Origin of the sequence: Pseudomonas sp. 25 R 14, from assembly GCF_900004755.1 — a bacterium.
Classification (GTDB): domain Bacteria; phylum Pseudomonadota; class Gammaproteobacteria; order Pseudomonadales; family Pseudomonadaceae; genus Aquipseudomonas; species Aquipseudomonas brenneri.
Genome location: NZ_CVTS01000068.1, coordinates 224,539 through 240,094 on the forward strand (window position 1 = coordinate 224,539; position 15,556 = coordinate 240,094).

Annotated in this window: 15 protein-coding genes; 2 read left to right on the forward strand and 13 right to left on the reverse strand. The window is 61.3% G+C overall.

Annotated features, from left to right (window positions below):
- Positions 1-76 precede the first annotated feature (76 nt).
- Both BFQ03_RS27450 and BFQ03_RS27455 read right to left on the reverse strand, forming a co-directional pair.
- Positions 77-1,045, reverse strand: coding sequence for a FecR family protein (locus BFQ03_RS27450; RefSeq protein WP_032857559.1), 969 nt, complete (start codon positions 1,043-1,045; stop codon positions 77-79).
- 32 nt (positions 1,046-1,077) lie between these two features.
- Positions 1,078-1,578 (reverse strand): sigma-70 family RNA polymerase sigma factor, encoded by a 501-nt coding sequence (locus BFQ03_RS27455; RefSeq protein WP_032857487.1) that lies wholly within the window; start codon positions 1,576-1,578, stop codon positions 1,078-1,080.
- Between the two features lie 145 nt (positions 1,579-1,723).
- Between BFQ03_RS27455 and BFQ03_RS27460 the strand changes: the two genes are divergently transcribed.
- Positions 1,724-2,338: a hypothetical protein gene (locus tag BFQ03_RS27460; protein ID WP_065944433.1), complete on the forward strand. Its 615-nt coding sequence runs from the start codon at positions 1,724-1,726 to the stop codon at positions 2,336-2,338.
- Between the two features lie 19 nt (positions 2,339-2,357).
- Here the strand turns inward: BFQ03_RS27460 and BFQ03_RS27465 are convergent, their stop codons facing one another.
- The 4 genes from BFQ03_RS27465 to BFQ03_RS27480 all read right to left on the reverse strand — a co-directional run bounded on the left by BFQ03_RS27465 (position 2,358) and on the right by BFQ03_RS27480 (position 7,612).
- Positions 2,358-3,713: an MATE family efflux transporter gene (locus tag BFQ03_RS27465; protein WP_065944434.1), complete on the reverse strand. Its 1,356-nt coding sequence runs from the start codon at positions 3,711-3,713 to the stop codon at positions 2,358-2,360.
- Positions 3,714-3,810: 97 nt separating this feature from the next.
- A complete protein-coding gene (locus BFQ03_RS27470) occupies positions 3,811-5,106 on the reverse strand; it encodes an NAD(P)/FAD-dependent oxidoreductase (protein WP_032857491.1) in 1,296 nt (431 codons plus the stop codon).
- Positions 5,103-6,191 carry a polyamine ABC transporter substrate-binding protein gene (locus BFQ03_RS27475; protein ID WP_032857492.1) on the reverse strand — a complete coding sequence of 363 codons (1,089 nt, stop codon included), beginning with the start codon at positions 6,189-6,191 and terminating at the stop codon, positions 5,103-5,105. Before BFQ03_RS27475 ends, BFQ03_RS27470 begins: the two co-directional genes overlap by 4 nt.
- A 62-nt stretch (positions 6,192-6,253) precedes the next feature.
- Entirely contained in the window at positions 6,254-7,612 is a 1,359-nt protein-coding gene (locus tag BFQ03_RS27480; RefSeq protein WP_032857562.1) for a glutamine synthetase family protein, read from the reverse strand.
- 138 nt (positions 7,613-7,750) lie between these two features.
- Here BFQ03_RS27480 and BFQ03_RS27485 point away from each other — a divergent pair, with 138 nt between their 5' ends.
- Entirely contained in the window at positions 7,751-8,647 is an 897-nt protein-coding gene (locus BFQ03_RS27485; RefSeq protein ID WP_065944435.1) for a helix-turn-helix domain-containing protein, read from the forward strand.
- A gap of 111 nt (positions 8,648-8,758) precedes the next feature.
- Here the strand turns inward: BFQ03_RS27485 and BFQ03_RS27490 are convergent, their stop codons facing one another.
- The 7 genes from BFQ03_RS27490 to pedF all read right to left on the reverse strand — a co-directional run bounded on the left by BFQ03_RS27490 (position 8,759) and on the right by pedF (position 15,418).
- Positions 8,759-10,138, reverse strand: coding sequence for an ATP-binding response regulator (locus tag BFQ03_RS27490; protein ID WP_065944436.1), 1,380 nt, complete (start codon positions 10,136-10,138; stop codon positions 8,759-8,761).
- Positions 10,122-11,285 carry an alcohol dehydrogenase-like regulatory protein ErcA gene (gene ercA, locus BFQ03_RS27495; RefSeq protein WP_065944437.1) on the reverse strand — a complete coding sequence of 388 codons (1,164 nt, stop codon included), beginning with the start codon at positions 11,283-11,285 and terminating at the stop codon, positions 10,122-10,124. Before ercA ends, BFQ03_RS27490 begins: the two co-directional genes overlap by 17 nt.
- Before the next feature lie 103 nt (positions 11,286-11,388).
- Positions 11,389-11,460, reverse strand: coding sequence for a pyrroloquinoline quinone precursor peptide PqqA (pqqA, locus tag BFQ03_RS29445; RefSeq protein WP_003243383.1), 72 nt, complete (start codon positions 11,458-11,460; stop codon positions 11,389-11,391).
- Positions 11,461-11,726: 266 nt separating this feature from the next.
- Positions 11,727-13,247 carry an acetaldehyde dehydrogenase ExaC gene (locus BFQ03_RS27500; protein WP_065944438.1) on the reverse strand — a complete coding sequence of 507 codons (1,521 nt, stop codon included), beginning with the start codon at positions 13,245-13,247 and terminating at the stop codon, positions 11,727-11,729.
- Between the two features lie 27 nt (positions 13,248-13,274).
- The gene (locus BFQ03_RS27505) at positions 13,275-14,201 is read right to left on the reverse strand and encodes a quinoprotein relay system zinc metallohydrolase 1 (protein WP_065944439.1); all 927 of its coding nucleotides are present in this window, start codon (positions 14,199-14,201) and stop codon (positions 13,275-13,277) included.
- Positions 14,198-14,953 (reverse strand): quinoprotein dehydrogenase-associated SoxYZ-like carrier, encoded by a 756-nt coding sequence (locus tag BFQ03_RS27510; RefSeq protein ID WP_032857499.1) that lies wholly within the window; start codon positions 14,951-14,953, stop codon positions 14,198-14,200. The genes BFQ03_RS27505 and BFQ03_RS27510 overlap by 4 nt, the downstream gene beginning before the upstream one ends.
- A gap of 3 nt (positions 14,954-14,956) precedes the next feature.
- Positions 14,957-15,418 (reverse strand): cytochrome c-550 PedF, encoded by a 462-nt coding sequence (pedF, locus tag BFQ03_RS27515; RefSeq protein WP_032857500.1) that lies wholly within the window; start codon positions 15,416-15,418, stop codon positions 14,957-14,959.
- Positions 15,419-15,556 lie beyond the last annotated feature (138 nt).

Below are 15,556 nucleotides of genomic sequence, written 5' to 3' on the forward strand. Positions count from 1 at the left end.
GCCAAGAGAGCGCGGCTGTTAATGCAAACCAGTTGCAGTTGGACAAGAAGACGAAGAACTCGAAAAAAACCTGAACCTAGCGCGAAATTATTTCCTGGCTACCATCAGGCAGCGTGCGCAAGGCCACCGGCAGAATGTGCGGCAAGGCCTTGAGCAAGGCATCGGTGTCGTTGGCCTTGAACACGCTGGTCAGGCGCAAATCACTGGCTGACGCACTGACCCGCAGCGGTTTTTCGCGGTAACGCGAGACTTCCCGCACCACTTCACCGAGGCTGGCGTTGTTGAATATCAGTTTGCCGGTACGCCAGGCCGTCAGCTCTTGCGGGTTGACCGCATAGGCCGCCGCCACCGCGCCCTGGCTATCGACGGTTGTACCCAGGCCAGCCGTCAGTGTGACCGCTGGCTGCGCCGCATGCCCTTGCACCTTGACCGTCCCCGCCTCGACCACCACCCGGGTTCGGTCATCGTCACGGCGCACATCAAAACGCGTCCCGGTGACCGTCACCTGCCCTACCCCGGCCTGCACCACGAAGGGCCGGCTGGTGTCGTGTTCAACGCTGAACATCGCTTCGCCCTGCTTGAGCTCGATACCGCGCCGCCCCTTTTCGTAATGCACCACCACCACACTGCGACTGTTCAGATCCATCAGCGAACCATCAGGCAGCGCCACCTGGCGACGCTCCCCCAATACGGTGCTGAATTGAGCGTCATACGCCGCCGGATGATCCAGGCCACTGAACAGCCCAAGGCCAACGGCCACCGCCAATACACTGGCCGCCATGGCATAACGCACGACCGAGCGCCGCTTGCGTACGGCCGGCTCATCACACAGCGCCTGCAAACGGCCCTTGGGCAGCAGATCGGTGGCGTTCCACAGCCCTTGCAGTACCTCGAATTCATACTGGTGCTCAGGATGTTCCCTGCACCAGTCATCGAAAAGACGCTGGTCTTCGACACTCACCGGGCGGCCCTGCAAACGCACGAACCACTGCGCCGCCTCGTCACGCACCGTTACGCTGCCACAGGCACACTCACGGGTATCCATCATGGAAGATCCTGTTTCAAAGCGGGCATTGGTCATGGTGCCAGCGCGTCCAGGCGGTCACGCAGATGCCGCAGGGTGCGGATCATATACTTTTCCACCATGTTTTTAGAAAGCCCCAGGCGCTCGGCGATTTCCTGCTGGGTCAAGCCCTCGATCTTTTGCCAGATGAAGATCTTGCGGCAATTGAGCGGCAATTCGGCCAGGGCCCGCTCGATGGAGTCTGCGAGCTGGAACGCGTGCATGAAATGCTCCGGGTCGCCATTAGGCGACATACTCTGATCAAAGGCTTGCAGCTCCATTGCCCCGCGACGATCTTCGCGACGATAGGCATCCACCGCAATATTGCGCGCCGTCTGGTGCAAATAGGCACGCGGCTGCTCGACCAGCGCCGACTTGGACTCCAGAACCCGCACAAACGTATCGTGGGCCAGGTCCTCGGCCTGCTGGCGATTACGCAGGCGCCGCGTCCACGTCCCGACCAACTCTTCGTAGTACGCGAAAAAGCCTGGTCTGCGGGGCGGCTGGGGAGTCATCGGGATGCACTGGGTAGGCGGGGCGTGAATAGTAATGCTTCCTATTAAGCGGAGCAATTGCTTCCCGTCGTTATCCCTGATAATCGCCTCTGACAATGACCATACCAGTGTGCCACTATCCAGTTTTCCTCAGGTGCAAGCCTCCATGACAACCAAAAAAACAAAGACAACAAAGACAACAAAGACAACCAAGTCGAATAAACAATTCGTTCAGATGTCCGGCGAATTCGGCGTAACCTCAGAGCTGTACCGTCATCACATTCAAGCGTCGATTACCTATGGAAACGCCAAGAGTGCTGATGTCGTTGTGTTTTCGCCCACCGGTAACAGGGCAGCACGGGTTGAGGTCAAGTCCGCCTCAATCCAGACCTGGATTGTTGGCAAACAAGCACTGCAAGCGGCATCTCATATTGTATGGGTGTTCGTCTATCTTCCCGAACCTGCCGACACCATCAGTCCTGCACAAGCTGCAGAAAACGCTGCGGCAGCTCCCAGGTATTACATACTCAGCTCAAATCAAGTGAAGGATATCTACGAAAAAAAAATGGTCCAGGCAGTTGCGGCGCGTGCCACTAAAGCGCAGATCCTATCTTCGGCCAAAGCCCAAAAAATTAAGGATGCGCAAGGGGAAAGCATCGACTCGACCCCTGCCACCGGGAAAGTCGCTGCAGCCAAAGACCCTATGATTATCTTTGAAGTGGCAGATGTTGACCCTGGGTTTAATCAGTGGCACTGGGTGAATAAAGCACTCAAAGGCTGACCTGAGACGCCGACGGTTCTCACACCAACCGCTTGATCTGCTTATGCCGCCACACCAACCGGTAATACGCGGCCTGCAACCCGAGCATCACCAGGTAGGTCACCGGAAACGCCATCCACACCCCTTCCAGGCCAAAGCGTGCATTGAGCAGATACGCCACCGGCAACTCCACGCCCAGCACGCAGAAGATCGAGATCGCCACCGGCATCAGCACCACGCCACTGGCGCGCATGATGCCGCCAATCACCGCCTGGAAGCCAAACACCAGAATGCTCCAGAGCATGATGTGCAGCAGGTGTTCGGCCTGGACCCGTGCCTGTACATCAGTGATGAACAGACCCAGTAGCCAGTGGGACAAGGCGTAGCCGAGCAGGATCAGGCCACCCGTCAGGCACAGGTTGATGGCAAGCCCGGTGCGCAGGATCGGGCCGATGCGTTCCAGGCGTCCGGCGCCAATGGCCTGGGCGCCGAGGATCGAGGCGGTGATGGCAATCGACAGTGCCGGGAACTGTACGTAGTTGACGATCTGCGTCACCGCGCCATACGCCGCCGTCGCCTGAGAGCCGTGGCCATTGACCAACGCCAGGATGACCAGCTCCGACAGGGACAGCACCACCATCTGCAACCCCGTGGGCAGGCCGATGCGCAGGACCTTGCCGAGGACCGCCCGGTCCAGGCGCAAGGCTGCCAGCAACGCGCGATCCGGTGCCATCACATGCTTTTTATGGCGCAGGCGCAGCACCAGAAACAGCATCGCCACGGCGTTGGCCACTAACCCTGCATAGGCCGCACTCTGGATGCCCATGGGCGGCAACCCCAGCCACCCGCGGATCAGCGCCGGGGTCAACAACAGGCCGACCACCGTCGAGACCATCAACGCCAATAACGGCGAAATCGTATCGCTCACACCCCGCAGCAGTTGGGTATAGAGGATGAACACCAGCAGCAGCGGCATGATCAGCATCATCACCTGGGCATAGCCGACGGCTTCGTCCAGCACATCCAGCGGCGTGCCCAGCGCCTGCATGGCCCCACGCGCGAACAGGCTGCCGAGCACGGCCGCAATCACCCCGATCAATGCGCCCAGGGTCAGGGTCGCACCGGTGATGACCTTGACCAGCGCGGTCTCCCGCGCCCCCCAAGCCTGGCCAATCAGCACCGAAGCGCCCGCCCCCAGGCCAATCACCAACGCGATGAAAAAGAACACAATGGGAAACATCCCCGACACCGCCGCCAGCGCCTGGGTGCCGAGCATCTGCCCGACATAGATGCCATTGAGAGTGCCGGAAAAGCTCTGGAGGAAGTTGGACAGCACCATCGGCGCAAGAAAGAACAGGTAGACCTGCCACAGCGGGCGTTGCACAGGGTTTTGCATGAAAAACGGGGCCTTTGGAGTACACAGCGACCGAGGGGTTATAGCGTATTGGATCCGATCTTGCTGTGTTTTAAATCACGCCCCCCGCGAACACCCTCTAACCCAGCATTTCCCGAAGCCTGTACCACAACATGCCCAGTGCCAGTAATGGCGAGCGCAATGCCTTGCCACCGGGGAACGTCATGTGCGGCACCCGGCTGAAGGTATCCAGGCCCGGGCTGACGCCTGCGTGAATAGCTTCGGCCAGCAAACGCGCACACCAGTGGGTGACGTTCAACCCGTGTCCCGAATAGCCTTGGGCGTAGAACACGTTGGGGTACTGCTGTAACCGGCCGACCTGGGGGAAACGATTGGCAGTAATACCAATCTTGCCGCCCCATTGGAACTCGATGGCGGTGTCGGCCAACTGCGGGAAGACCTTGAGCATCTTCGGCCGCATATAAGCGGCGATGTCCACCGGGTCACGTCCCGAGTAATGACAGGCGCCACCGAACAGCAGCCGCCGGTCTGCCGAAAGCCGGTAGTAATCCAGGCCGACTTTCTGGTCGCACAATGCCAGGTTTTGCGGGATCAACTGGTTGGCCATTTCATCGGATAACGGCTCGGTGGCGATGATGTAGCTGCCAGCAGGCAGCACTTTGCCACTCAAGCGCGGCTCCAGTTCTTCCAGATGCGCATTGCACGCCAAGACCAGGCTAGCGGCCCGTACGGTGCCGCTGGCAGAGCGCACCTGCACGGTCTCGCCATGAATCAATTCCAGCACTGGAGTGTGCTCGAAGATCCGCACGCCAAGGGCCTCGGCCACGCGGGCTTCGCCCAGGACCAGGTTCAACGGATGCAAGTGGCCCGAGCCCATGTCCACCAAGCCCCCGGCATACACCTGCGAACCGACCACCTGCGCCATATCCTGCGCCGCTATCAGTCGGGTTTCAGGCACATAACCCAAGGCGGCCAGGCTATCCTGCTCGCCCTTGAACGCGGCAAATTGCGCCGGCGTATTGGCCAATTCACAAAAACCCCAGCGCAGGTCACAGTCGATGGCGTGTTCGCGAATGCGCTCCCCCACCAACGCCACCGACTCGATCCCGGCCCGTTGCAGGTAACGCACGCCCTCCTCGCCCACATGCCGGGCAAACCCCGAGACATCATGGCCGATCCCCCGGATCAACTGCCCACCATTGCGCCCGCTGGCGCCCCAGCCAATGCGCCGGGCTTCCAGCAGGATCACCGAAAGGCCGCGCTGGGCCAGTTCGATGGCCGTGTTGACGCCGGTAAACCCGCCGCCGATCACACACACATCGGCACTCAGGTCCGCGGACAATGTTGGGCGTTGCACCATGGCATTGGCCGACGCCAGGTAGTAGGAACGGGCGTGGTCTTGGGACTGATTCATCGGTTGGACTTCACTTTGCTCCAGGCCCGGGTCATCACACGCATGATGGCCGGGCTGGGGGTGGTGGAAATATACAGTTTGTCGAGCACATCCTGGGGTGGGTACACCTCAGGATTGTTCACCAGTTCCGGCTCCATGAAGGCCTTTGCCGCCAGGTTGGGATTGGCGTAGCCGACGTAGGTGCTGACCTTGGCAATCACCTCGGGGTCCAGCAGGTAGTTGATAAACGCGTGGGCTTGCTTGGGGTTGGTGGCGTCCGCAGGGATCGCCAGTAAGTCGAACCACAGGTTGCTGCCCTCCTTGGGAATCGAATAGGCGATGTTCACGCCGTTCTTGGCTTCCTTGGCACGGTTGGCCGCCTGGAACACGTCGCCGGAATAACCGAAGGCCACGCAGATATCGCCGTTGGCCAGGTCCGAGATGTATTTGGAGGAGTGGAAATAGGTGATGTACGGGCGCAGGGTCAGCAACTTGGCTTCGGCCTTTTCGTAATCGCCGACCTTCTCGCTGCGCGGGTCCATGCCCATATAGTTGAGGATCGCCGGGAACGCCTCGTCCGCCGAGTCCAGGAATGCCACGCCACATTGCTGCAGCTTCTTCAGGTTCTCGGGCTCGAACATCACCGCCCACGAATCAATGTGGTCCACCCCCAGCACTTGCTTGACCTTATCGACGTTGTAGCCGATGCCATTGGTGCCCCACAGGTACGGCACCGAATGCGCATTACCCGGGTCGTTCTGCTCCAGCAATTTCAGCAGTTTGGGGTCCAGGTTCTGGTAATTGGGCAGCTGCGCGCGGTCCAGCTTCAAGAAGGCACCGGCCTTGACCTGGCGCGCCAGGAAGTGATTGGACGGCACCACCACGTCATACCCGGTACGCCCCGCCAGTAATTTACCCTCCAGGGTTTCGTTGGAGTCGAACACGTCGTAGACCACCTTGATCCCGGTCTTGGCCTGGAAGTCAGCCAAGGTGGTCTCGCCAATGTAGTCGGTCCAGTTATAGACGCTGACACTCGGTGCAGCCTGGCTGGCACTGCTGAATACCGCAGCCAGGGCCAGTGGGAGAAGCTGTTTGACGAGACGCATATCGACACCCCTTTGCATGATTAATTATTGTTAGATCAACCCAAGCCGGCTCCTACAAAGCGTCAGACGCTCAGCAACAGGAACTCACGCTCCCAGGAGCTGATTACACGCTTGAAGTTCTCGTGCTCGGCGCGTTTCACCGCGACATAGCCACGCACAAACTTGTCCCCCAGGTACTGCTTGACCGTGTCGCAGGCCTCCATTCTTGCCAGCGCATCTTCGATGGTGATCGGCAGGCGCAGGTTGCGGCGTTCATAGGCGCGGCCTTCCACCGGAGCACTCGGCTCGATCTTCTCGATCATCCCCAGGTAGCCGCACAACAGGCTGGCGGCGATGGCCAGGTACGGGTTGGCATCGGCTCCCGGCAGGCGGTTTTCCACGCGCATGGCATCGGGGCTGGAGGTCGGCACCCGCAGGCCGACGGTGCGGTTTTCTTCGCCCCACTCCACGTTGACCGGGGCCGAGGTGTCCGGCAAAAAGCGGCGGAACGAGTTGACGTTGGGCGCGAACATCGGCAACAGCATCGGAATGTATTTCTGCAAACCGCCAATGTGATGCAGGAACAGCTGGCTCATCTGCCCCTCGGCATCGACAAACACCGGCTTGCCCGTAGCAATATCCACCACGCTCTGGTGCAAGTGCATGGCGCTGCCCGGCTCGTCGGCCACAGGCTTGGCCATGAAGGTCGCGGCCACATTGTGCTTGAGCGCGGCTTCGCGCAGGGTGCGCTTGAATACGGTGATCTGGTCGGCCAGGTCCAGAGCGTCGCCGTGACGGAAGTTGATTTCCATCTGCGCCGGGCCGTCTTCGTGGATCAGCGTGTCGAGGTCCAGGCCCTGGGCTTCACACCAGTCGTAGACATCTTCGAACAGCGGGTCGAACTCGTTGGCCGCGTCAATGGAGAACGACTGGCGCCCGGTCTCGGCGCGACCGGAACGGCCCACTGGGGTTTTCAGCGGCAGGTCCGGGTCCTCGCAGCGCTGGGTCAGGTAGAACTCCATCTCCGGCGCGACAATCGGCTGCCAGCCCTGCTCGGTGTAGAGCTGCAGGACTTTTTTCAGCACATTGCGCGGCGACAGTTCGATGGGGTTGCCCTGCTTGTCGAAGGTGTCGTGGATCACGATGGCGGTGGGTTCGATGGCCCACGGCACTACGTAGGTGGCGTTGGCCACCGGGCGGCAGATCATGTCGATATCGGCCGGGTCCAGCAGGTCATAATAGATGTCGTCGTCGACAAAATCCCCGGTTACCGTTTGCAGCAACACACTTTCCGGCAGGCGCATGCCGCGCTCATGCAGGAACTTGTTGGTGGGCGCAATCTTGCCGCGGGCGATGCCCGTCAGGTCGCTGATCACGCATTCGACTTCGGTAATCTTGTGTTCTTTCAGCCAGGCAGACAGCTGATCGAAAGGGGCATTCATAAAGACCTCGGCATGGGTTGGGTGCTGCACCGGCTTGTACTCCCGGTGCATTGAGGTCTATCTTGGGCCAGCCTTCAAACGGCATCTATCCACTTTGCACGAACCACAACGCACCAATAGAGTGCGCACGGATCACCCATGACACAGGCAACAGCTTTGCGCGTACAGGCCTTCACCACCGGTGATGTGGCCGCTCAATGCAGTGCGACACCCGGCTGGGTGCAGCAGTACCAGCAGATGTCCCCAGGGCATTTTTCCGGGCAGGTCCGCTACCTCGACCTGCAAGGCGTGGAAGTGTACGAAGAGCGGATGAACACGCGGATAGAGCAGAATTTCAACGCGCCAAAAGGCTCCCTGGCGTTCTGTTTCGACGGCAGTGATAACGCGCTCTACCTGCTCAATGGCGAAAGCCGCAACACCTGGATCACCCCGGAAAACTACCGTGAAGTGGCGGTGGTGTTCGGCCCGCAGTTCGTGCAACGCCATGGCCTGGACGTGGAAAAACTCGAAGGTTTGTTCATGGCGCCATTGACCTGCCAACAAAACGCCCTGTTCAGCCGCTGGCTCAGTGGCACCCTGACGCGCTTGTCCAGCGTGATCGACCCGATCAGCCGCGACACCCTCACCCGGCAACTGCTGGACGACTGCCTGTTCATCCTCGACAACGCCTGCGTGTGTCTGGACCAGGGTTCGCTGCGCCGGCGCAACGCAGAGCGCAGCCTGATGGCGCGTATCGGCGAGTGGGCAGCGGATGTGCCAGACGAGACCGTCAACCTGCTGCAACTGGCGCAGATTGCCGGTGTGCCGCTGCGCCAGCTGCAGCAAGGCTTCAAGACCTACACCGGGATGAGCCCGGCGCAGTGGTTGCGCCTGCGCCGGTTGAACGGTGCGCGGCGCGAGCTGTTGAGCACAGCCCAGACCACCGTGGCCGAGGTCGCGATGAACTGGTCGTTCTGGCATTTGGGACGGTTCTCCAACAGCTACCGTGCGTTATTCAAGGAACTGCCCAGCGAAACCCGCAAACGCCACTGCTGAAATGCAATCTACTGTGAGCAGTGTTCCGACAAAAATCCCACAGGCACCTCGGGTTGATTTTTAGTGCTGCGTTATCGTTAACGATGTTCGCGGGCAAGCCAGCGCCTACATTTAGAAAGTGGCGCCCAGCAGTTGGCTCAAGACCGCCCGCAGCTTGCCCGGCTTGACCGGTTTGTTGAGCAACGGCGCTTCCAGGCGCTGCAACGAGCGTCGGCACTGGTCGGTGCGGTCGGCAGTGATGATCACGGCGGGGATCTTCAACGCAAAATGCGCGCGCAACTGCCTGACCACATCGCAGCCAACCACGCCATGGTCAAGATGGTAGTCCGCCAGGATCAGCTCCGGTGCCCGGCCCTGCAACGCCTTCAAAGCACCCGCCTGATCCGTCGCAGTCACCACCTCGCAGCCCCACTGCCCCAGCAACGCGCGCATGCTTTCCAAGATGCTGACTTCGTTATCCAGCACCAACAGGCGGCGCCCCGGCAGCGGGTTGCCGGTGCCGGCCTGGGGCGCTGCCTGGCTGATAGGCAGCGGCATTTCATCCGACAGCGGCACCTCGATGCTGAACATCGATCCGCGCCCCGGCCACGAACGCACCAGCACCTGGCAACCGAGGATCTTCGCGATGCGCTCGACAATCGCCAGCCCCAGCCCGACGCCCTTGCGGTCTGCCGCACGGCCCACATCCAGTTGGTTGAACTCCAGGAAGATCGACTCCAGGCTATCGGCGGCAATCCCACGACCGGTGTCCCACACTTCCAGGCGCAAGCGATCACCCCGTCGGCGCGCGCCCAACAGGATGCACCCAGCGTCGGTATAACGGCAGGCATTGCTGAGAAAGTTACGCAGGATACGCGTGAGCAAGCGCAGGTCGGTGCGCAGTGCATAACGTCCCATATGCACGCGCAAATTCAGGCCCGCCGCTGCGGCCACCGACTGAAACTCCGAGACCAGCGGCGCCAGCAGTTCGTCGAGGCGATACACGGCGAAATCTGGTTTTACCGCAGCCTGATCGAGACGGGAAATATCCAGCAAGTCCGCCAGCAGATCCTCGGCACCTTCCAGGGCCTGATGCGTGCGCTCCACCAGGACCTTTTCCACACTCGGCAAGTCCCGCTCGCGCAAGGTCGAAATCAACAGCCGCGCCGCATTGAGCGGTTGCAGCAGGTCGTGGCTGGCGGCGGCCAGGTATTTGTCCTTGCTGCGGTTGGCGGCCTGCGCCGCGTCGCGGGCGTCGCGCAGGTCCTGCTCGATGCGCTCGCGCCGGGCGATCTGCTGTTGCAGGTTGCGGTTGGTGTCGAGCAATTCATCGGTGCGCGCGGCGACCCGTTGCTCCAGTTCGTCGTTGAGACGGATATAGCGTTTGCGCTCGGCCTCCAGCTCATCCAGACGCGCCGTCAGCTCCGGATAATGGCTCTTGCGCGCCGAGTGGTCGCCCAGCCCGAGCAGCCCGGCCAGCGCCCGTTGCTGATCATCAGAGAGCTTCGCCATAGACGACCTCGACGTCACGCTGGCTCGACTCGCGGGGGTTGGTCAGGATGCACGGATCATGCATGGCGTGTTGCGACAGGAACGGGATATCCGCCAGCCGCACCCCGTGCAGACCGAGGGTTTCATGGAAACCAATCGCGTGCTTGAGCGCAATCAGATGTTCCACCAGCCGCCCGCAGATCTGCCGGTGATTGAGACCCCGGCAGTCGATGCCGAAGGTCTCGGCAATCACCTTGAAGCGCTCCGGCGCCGAATTGTAGTTGAACGCCACCACGTGCTCGACCAGCACCGCATTGCACAAGCCATGGGGCAGGTCGAGAAAACCGCCGAGGCTGTGGGACATGGCATGTACCGCGCCGAGAATCGCATTGGAAAACGCCAGGCCGGCCTGCATGCTGCCCAGCATGATTTTCTCGCGCAAGGCGATATCGCCGGGGTTGGCGATCATCTGCACCAGGTTGCCGTTGATCAGGCGCATGGCTTCCAGCGCATGGGGGTCGGTCAGCGGCCCGTGACCGGTGGACACAAAGGCCTCGATGGCATGCACCAACGCGTCGATGCCGGTACAGGCCGACAGGAACGGGTCCATGCTGGCCGTGGTTTCCGGGTCGATCAGCGATACATCCGGCACCACCGTCTTGCTGACGATGGAGAACTTCATGCGTTCCTGCTGGTTGGAAATGATCACGAACTGCGAGACGTCGGCCGAGGTGCCGGCGGTGGTCGGGATCAGGATCAGCGGCGGGCTGGGCACGCGAATGGTGTCCACCCCTTCGAACTCAAGAATGCTGCGCCCGTGGGCAACCACAATGCCGATGGCCTTGCCGCAATCCATCGGGCTGCCACCACCGACCGCGACGATCACGTCGCAATGATTCTCGCGGTAGACCTCGGCGCCCTGCATCACTTCTTCGACACGCGGGTTGGGCGATACAGCGGTGTACAGGCAGTATTCGATACCCAGGGCCTGCAGGCTGGCCTCGACATCCGCGACCCAACCAGCGGCGACCACGCCAGGGTCGCTGACCACCAGGACCTTGCGTGCACCAAAGGTCTTGGCGTAATTGCCGACATTGTGCCGGGAGCCGGCACCGAAGATGATTTCCGGGGAGACGAATTTACGCAGTTGGCTGAGACTTTGGCTCATTGGTAAGCCTGTTTTTATTGTTTTTGGAAGATACGGGCCACACTAACGCATCCGCTGGCGAATGCAATCAGACCAATGGGTGGCCCGCATCCCCGCTGAATTTTCAGCGGTTGGCGAAATACATAGTCACTTCAAAGCCAATACGCAGGTCGGTGTAGGCGGGTTTGGTCCACATGGGGCGATCCTCTTGTTATGCCGGGAGAGTCCGGTGAAGGCATTAATGCATGGCTGGGCTGACAGGCGAATGCTACTTTCGAACGAGCCGGCAACCTGCAATGGTCGCGGGTGTACCCCCATAAAAATGTGGGAGTCCCCACTACCTCTATGTGGGAGCTGTCGAGCACCGGCGAGGCTGCGATGGCGGTGTGACAGCCAGCAACCCTGTCACTGCTTCACCGCTATCGCGAGCAAGCCCACTCCCACTTTTTTGACCGCGTTAGATCAGAAGAACCCCAGCGGGTTGATATCGTAGCTCACCAGCAGGTTCTTGGTCTGCTGGTAATGATCCAACATCATCTTGTGGTTCTCACGCCCCACGCCCGACTTCTTGTAACCACCAAACGCCGCATGCGCCGGGTACAGGTGATAACAGTTGGTCCACACCCGCCCGGCCTTGATCGCCCGGCCCATGCGGTAGGCGCGGTTGATGTCGCGGGTCCACAGCCCCGCACCCAGGCCGAATTCGCTGTCGTTGGCAATCGCCAGGGCTTCGGCTTCGTCCTTGAAGGTGGTCACGCCCACCACCGGACCGAAGATTTCTTCCTGGAACACGCGCATTTTGTTGTGGCCCTTGAGCAGGGTCGGCTGGATGTAATAGCCGCTGGACAGGTCGCCCTCCAGGTGTTCGGCAGCGCCACCGGCCAGCAGTTCGGCACCCTCCTCCTGGGCGATGGTCAGGTACGAGAGGATCTTGTCGTACTGTTGCTCGGACGCCTGGGCGCCAACCATGGTCTCGGTGTCCAGCGGGTTGCCACGCTTGATCTTGACGATCTTCTTCATCACCTCGGCCATGAACGGTTCGTAGATCGATTCCTGCACCAGCGCCCGCGACGGGCAGGTGCACACCTCACCTTGGTTGAAGAACGCCAGCACCAGGCCCTCGGCGGCTTTCTCGATAAAGGCCGGTTCCGCCTGCATGATGTCTTCAAAGAAGATATTCGGTGACTTGCCGCCCAGCTCGACGGTGGACGGAATAATATTCTCGGCCGCCGCGTGCATGATGTGCGCGCCCACCGGGGTGGAGCCGGTAAAGGCAATCTTGGCGATGCGCTTGCTGGTGGCCAGGGCCTCGCCGGCTTCACGGCCAAAGCCCTGGACAATGTTCAGCACGCCGGCCGGCAGCAGGTCGGCAATCAGCTCGGCAAACACCATGATCGACAACGGCGTCTGCTCGGCGGGCTTGAGCACGATGCAGTTGCCGGCGGCCAGGGCCGGCGCGAGTTTCCAGGCGGCCATCAGCAGCGGGAAGTTCCACGGGATGATCTGCCCAACCACGCCCAGGGGCTCGTGGAAGTGATAGGCCGTGGTCAGCTCGTTGATCTCGGCGGCGCCGCCTTCCTGGGCGCGGATGCAGCCGGCGAAGTAACGGAAATGGTCGGCGGCCAGCGGTACGTCGGCATTCAGGGTTTCGCGCACGGCCTTGCCGTTGTCCCAGGTTTCGGTGACGGCCAGCACTTCCAGGTGCTGCTCGATACGGTCGGCAATTTTCAGCAGCACCAGGGAGCGGTCCTGGGCCGAGGTCTTGCCCCAGGCGTCGGCGGCAGCGTGGGCAGCGTCCAGTGCCTTGTCGATATCGGCGGCGCTGGAGCGCGGAAACTCAGCGATCACTTCCCCGGTGACCGGCGAGGTGTTGGTGAAGTACTCACCGTTGACCGGGGCCACAAACTCGCCACCGATGAAGTTACCGTAGCGCGGCTTGAAAGTGACGATGGCGCCGGGGGTGCCAGGTTGTGCGTAGATCATGATGAGGCCTCTTTCGGTGTGATGTTGTTATTGATCTATCCGTTGCATCTGCCCGCGTTCATAGCGGGGATACAGGTGACTGACACTGCGGATCAGTTCGTAGCGGCCCAGGCTGATGGCCGCGAAACGTTCGGGGATGGGGCTGCGGATCATCTCGCCCATGGCGCTGCCGTTGGCGGCACCGGTGGCCATGAGCTGGTCGAGCCAGCCCAGGTAGTCACGCATTTGGGCGAAGGGTTGGGTGTCGGTTGCCACTGGGCCGTGACCAGGCACGATCACCTTCCAGGGCAGGCCTTGCAGGGTGGCGATATCCGCCAGCCATACCGACAGGCCTGGTGTGTTGGGCGTGGTCAGGGCACGCTGGTAAAACACCAGGTCGCCGGCAAACAGCACACCGGTTGTTTCATCGAGAATCGCCAGATCGGCACCCGTGTGGCCACTCAAGGCCAACAAGCGCAAACGATGACTGCCGAAGGTCTGCACGCCGGGCGTTACGGTGTGGTTCGGCAGCAGTACTTCGGTGCCACGCATCCAGTCGCCGACCATGCGGTACATATTTTGCGCCATGACGTCGCCCTGCTCGCGCAGCAGCGTAGTGGTGCCTTGCAGGGCGCCGATGGGCACGTCCTTGAACGCTTGATTGCCCAGCACATGGTCGGGATGGTGATGGGTCAACAGGACCTGGATCACCGGCTTTTCAGTGACCGTGGCAATCGCCTGGCGCAATGCCTCGCCGTAGCGCCGGGACGGGCCGGTGTCGATCACCACTACCCCCGCCTGGGTGACGATAAACCCGGTATTGACGATATTGCCGCCGTTGTCCCTGGCGAAATTATCGGTGCTGCCTTCCAGCAGCCAGGTATCGGTGGCGATCTGCCGGGGCTTGAGGGCGTAGTCCAGGTCCGCCAGCGCCGGCAGGCTCAGGCCAAGCAATAGCCACAGGAGCAGTCTCATGGGATCGCCCCTTCGAATTGGCTGCCGCTGGTGTCGCGCAGCAGCAGGCGCACCGGCCCTGGCCCTTGCAGGTCAAACGCCAGGTCGGGGTTCTCGCTGACCGCTGCAAACAACTCCAGGCGTGCCAGCACCCGATCCTGGGCGTCGCGCAGCTCGGCATGGTTGATATAGAACTCGGGAATGCCGCTGACCATGCCATTGTCCATCGGGTGCGCCACTTGCAGGCGCAACCGGCTGAAATCGCTGCGTGGGTAACGACCGCCCAACACCTCGCCCAAATGCTCTTCCCAGCCCGGCTGGCTGCGCACCACGCTGGGCGCCGTGCAGCCACCGCCGGCGGCGTCGATCAGGGTCGAGCCGACATGCCACAGGCCATCCTTGGTCAATACGGCGGCGCGCAGCGGCGTGGCCTGTTCGATACGAATGCGGATCGCCAACCACGGCAACACGCCCTCGCCCGGTTGAAAATCGACGATTTTCGGCAGTGGATTGAGTTCGGCCCAGGCGATGATTTTCACCACCTCGCCCTTGAAGGCGCGGGCGTCGACTTCCAGCGGCACCTGGCGCGCATCTTCGGCAAATGGCGGCGCCAGCAACTTGACCCGTTCATCAAAGATGAACGGGGCATTGTCCAGATACTGCTTGTGGTAGTAGCTCCACATCACCGACGGCACCGGGTCTTTGCCGGGGTCCATCCCGTAGGCGGCCAGTGGCAACCAGCAGGCCAACAGCCAACGTGCGCGCCAGCCCATGGCTTACTCCTCGACGTGCACGCTATCAAGATAGGTGCGCACCGCCCACAAGGCTTCCTGGCTCAGGTAGTCGGCCATCTTCGGCATATACACCCGGCCATCGCGCACGGCGCCGTGGCGCACCCGCTCCACAAACCACTCGTCCCCGGCATCGCCCTCATCAAGCATGCGCAGGTCAGGCGCAATCCCACCTGACTTGGCCTCCAGGCCGTGGCATGCGGCGCAGTTCTGGTTATAGGCCGAGGCGCCGACTTCCACGGCCTTATCGCGTTGCGGCGACTGGCGATACGGGTTCACCGCCGCCCAACCATCGGCATCCAGTGTCACGCCGGCATCCTTGATCGGCGTCAGTCCCTTGGTTTCCACGGCAGTGGGTGTCACGTTGCCATGAGCCCAGGCGGTGCCTGTGCCGATCACGCCGACCAAGAGGCCAGCCAACAGCAAGGCGTTGCGTTTTGTTGTCATTGTTTTTCCCTCAGGATTGCACGCAAAACCCCTTTGCAGAGGCTATGGCAACCATCTTAGGAACGCCTCGCCAAGGGCCGTATGCTGCTTTGGTGGCCGGGGTCTACTCCCTTGGTAGTAAGGCTTGCGAGGCACTGC